At 73.7% G+C, this 3,446-nt stretch carries 4 protein-coding genes; all 4 read right to left on the minus strand.

Annotation, left to right across the window (positions count from 1 at the left end; translation table 11 throughout):
• Positions 1-199 precede the first annotated feature (199 nt).
• Positions 200-1,189, minus strand: coding sequence for a 1-phosphofructokinase family hexose kinase (locus tag ASG00_RS06800; protein WP_082483119.1), 990 nt, complete (start codon positions 1,187-1,189; stop codon positions 200-202).
• Positions 1,186-2,013 (minus strand): class II fructose-bisphosphate aldolase, encoded by an 828-nt coding sequence (locus tag ASG00_RS06805; protein WP_056207837.1) that lies wholly within the window; start codon positions 2,011-2,013, stop codon positions 1,186-1,188. Before ASG00_RS06805 ends, ASG00_RS06800 begins: the two co-directional genes overlap by 4 nt.
• The gene (locus ASG00_RS06810) at positions 2,013-2,741 is read right to left on the minus strand and encodes an SDR family oxidoreductase (protein ID WP_056207840.1); all 729 of its coding nucleotides are present in this window, start codon (positions 2,739-2,741) and stop codon (positions 2,013-2,015) included. Before ASG00_RS06810 ends, ASG00_RS06805 begins: the two co-directional genes overlap by 1 nt.
• On the minus strand, positions 2,738-3,446 hold a 709-nt coding region (locus ASG00_RS15310), incomplete at its 5' end, for a class II aldolase/adducin family protein (RefSeq protein WP_162238359.1). The genes ASG00_RS06810 and ASG00_RS15310, both read right to left, overlap by 4 nt.

The raw sequence follows: 3,446 nt of genomic DNA on the forward strand, positions 1-3,446 counted from the left end.
CGAGGACGCCGCCGCCGGCATCGCCGCAGCGCGCGCCGCCGGCTGCGCCGTGCTGGGCGTCGCGGGCACCATCGACACCGACGACCTGCGCGCCGACCTCGTGGTCGACGGGCTCGACCGGGTGGTCATGGTGAGCGGTCCCGACGGCCTTCGCCTCGCTCCCGCGGCCTGATCGAGCCGGCGGTCGCGGCGCCGCGACCTACACCTCGACGGGCTCCGAGAGCACCACGGACGGGTCGGGGTCACGGGTGACGACGGCGTGCGGCATCCCCTCGAGGCTCGTCAGCACCGTCGCCGTCTGCGCCACCGCGTGCGCGCCCCACGCGGCGGCGGCGGATGCCGCGGCCATCAGCGCCGTCGGATCGTCGATCGTTCCCGCCCCGAGGCCCACGAGAAGGCCTGCGAGCGAGGCGTCGCCCGCACCCGCGGTGTTGGCGACGCGGGTGGCGACAGCGTGCGCGTGCACGACGACGTCACCGGCGACCAGCAGAATGCCGTCCGCACCGAGGCTCGCCGACACGACCGGCACGGCCAGGCTGCGCGCGGCGGCGACGACGTCTCCCCTGGTGCGCAGCGTCTGCCCGGTCAGCTCCGCGAGCTCTGCGGCGTTGGGCTTGAGCACCGAGACACGCGAGTCGGATGCCGCGGCCTCGAGCGCTGCGCCGCTCGTGTCCACGACGACCCGCGCACCGCGCGCGACGGCGCCCGCGAAGAGGTCGGTGAGATTGGCCGGCGCCGAGGCGCCGGCGATCTCGGGCAGAGCGCCGGAGACGACCAGCCAGCCCGCGCGGGTCTCCTCGATCTCGGCGAGGGTCGTGGCGACCAGCTGCTCCCAGCTCTCCGGGGCGAGCGGCGGGGTCGGGGCGTTCACCTTCGTGGTCGCGCCGCCGTCGTCGATGATGGACGTGTTCACGCGCGTCGCCCCCGGAACGACGATGGGGCGCAGCATCCCGTCCGTGTCGGCCCGCACGGCCGACTCGACGTCGTCGGCGCCGATCACCACGACGGCCGTCGCAGAACGCGCGGCCAGTCGCAGTCCGGCCGCGACGTTGACACCCTTCCCGCTCACCTCGCGCGTGTACGCCGTGGCTCGGGTGAACTCGCCGCGGGCCAGGGCGCCGGTCACCCGGTAGGTCGCATCGATCGCGCCCGCCGCCGTGACGGTCACGATGGCCGGCCCCATCGTCATGCCTCGCCTCGCACGATGAGGGCGAGGAGCCGGGCGACCTCGGCCGCGACGGCCTCACGGGCCGGGCGCAGATACCGCCGCGGGTCGACCACGGCGGGATCCGCCGCCAGCCGCTCGCGCACGACGGCCGTCAGCACCACATTGAGGTGCGTGCCGATGTTGACCTTGCGCATGCCCGCCACGACGGCACCGTCGATGCCCGCGTCCGAGACGCCGCTCGATCCGTGCAGGACGAGCGGCACCGGCACCCGACGGGCGAGCCGGGTGATCAGCTCCTCGTCGAGGCGGGCGCTGCGCTCGAGCATCGCGTGCTCGCTGCCGACCGCGACGGCGAGGGCGTTCACCCCCGTCGCCGCGACGAACGCCGCCGCGTCGTCGACGTCGGTGCGCACCCCCGGGGTGTGCGCGCCTTTGCCGCCGATCTCGCCGAGCTCGGCCTCCACCCACACGCCCGCGCTCTGTGCACGGCGGGCGACGGCGGCGGTGCGCGCGAGGTTCTCGTCGTCGGGGAGGTGGGCGCCGTCGAACATCACCGAGGGCATCCCGATCGCGATCGCCTCATCGACGAGGTTCTCGTCGGTCGCATGGTCGAGGTGCACGACCACCGGAACCGCGGCGGTGTCCGCGAGCCGCAGCGCCGCGGTCGCCGCGGGAGCGATGCCCCCGTGGAACGCGACGGCGTTCTGGGACAGCTGCAGCACGACACCCGTGCCGGCCGCTTCCGCGCCGGCGACGATCGCCTCGGCCATCTCCAGCTGCACGTAGTTGAACGCCCCCGCCGCCCGATGCCCCGCGAGCAGGGTCGGCATGTCGACGAGCGGCATCAGATCGGCTGTCCGGTCGGCAGCAGCACCAGATCGCGCACGACGACGTGCGCGGGCCGCGTGAGCATGAACACGATCGCGTCGGCGACATCCGACGAGCGGATGCCCGTGCGCTCGGCGATGCGCGCCGCCTCCTCGGGCGACCCGTGGGCGAAGCCCCAGAGCGGATTGAGCACCACGCCCGGCGCGACCGCACCGATGCGCACCCCGCTCTCGGCGGTCTGGGTGCGCACGGTGTGCACGAACGACTGCACCGCGTGCTTGCTGGCCGAGTAGACCGGCTCCCACGCGATGTCCTGGTGCCCCGAGACCGAGCTCGTCACGAGAACGTCACCGGAGCCCTGTGCGATCAGGTGAGGCAGCGCCGCGCGCACCAGCGTCATGACACCCGTCACGTTCGTCGCCACGAGCGCCGCGATCTGCTCGGCGCTCGCATCGACCAGATCGCCGCCGACATAGATGCCCGCGTTGGGCAGCACGATGTCGAGCCGGCCGCGCCGGGCGAGGGTCTCGTCGACGAGCGCCTGCGCGGTCGCGGCATCCGAGACATCCGCCGAGATCGTCGTGATCGCGTCCGGGGCGGACGCCGCCAGCTCAGCGAGCGCGTCGACCGACCGCGCGGCAGCGACGACGTGGGCGCCCTCCGCGACGAGGGCGAGAGCCGTGGCCAGTCCGATCCCCGAGCTCGCCCCGGTGAGCAGGGCGACCTTTCCTTCGAGCGCGGTCATCGCGATCCCTCCTGCGCGAGCAGCGCGCGTCGATACTTCTCATCCGGTCGCGTGTCGATGCGCGCGACGTCCTCGGGGGTCATGAAATTCACGCCGCCGACGGCCTGCGCGCCGATGATCGCGCGGGCGCACTTCTGCGCCATGGCGGTCATGCCGAGCACCTGCGCGCCGTGCGCGCCGAGGGCGAACATGCCGTGGTTGCGCAGGTAGATCACCCGCGGCGGCGCGCCGTGTTCCGAGATGTGGGCGCGCAGCATCTCGCGCACGACCCGGGCGAGACGGATGCCCGGGTCGATGTACGGCACGAGCAGCGGGTGCGCGCCGAGCACCACGATCTGGTCGGGGAAGAGCGCGCCGTCCACCAGCAGCTCCGCGTGCCGGGAGCACAGCAGTGCGTTGACCGACGTCGGATGGCTGTGGGCGACGACCGCGGCATCCGTCTCCTCGTAGACGACGACGTGCAGCAGCGCCTCGACCGACGGACGCCGTCCCTCGACGCGCGCGATGTCGGAGAAGAGTGCATCCACCTCGGCGTCGGCCGCGTCGGGGTCGGAGATCAGGGAGCTCGCCCGCGCGAGGTCGACACGCACGAAGTCGGCGGCCTGGGCCTGCCCGAGCACCGCACCGCTGGCCTTCACGTGCATCGCGTCGCCGTCGCGCACGCTGGTGTTGCCTTCGCCGAGCATCGCGGCGTCGAAGGCGGGG

It is taken from the genome of Microbacterium sp. Leaf351, assembly GCF_001423825.1.
Taxonomy (GTDB): domain Bacteria; phylum Actinomycetota; class Actinomycetes; order Actinomycetales; family Microbacteriaceae; genus Microbacterium; species Microbacterium ginsengisoli.

Excerpts from the sequence above, each read along its gene's own strand:
- ASG00_RS06810 (WP_056207840.1), bottom strand. The coding sequence starts at position 2,741 with ATGACCGCGCTCGAAGGAAAGGTCGCCCTGCTCACCGGGGCGAGCTCG.
- ASG00_RS06805 (WP_056207837.1), bottom strand. The coding sequence starts at position 2,013 with ATGCCGCTCGTCGACATGCCGACCCTGCTCGCGGGGCATCGGGCGGCG.
- ASG00_RS06800 (WP_082483119.1), bottom strand. The coding sequence starts at position 1,189 with ATGACGATGGGGCCGGCCATCGTGACCGTCACGGCGGCGGGCGCGATC.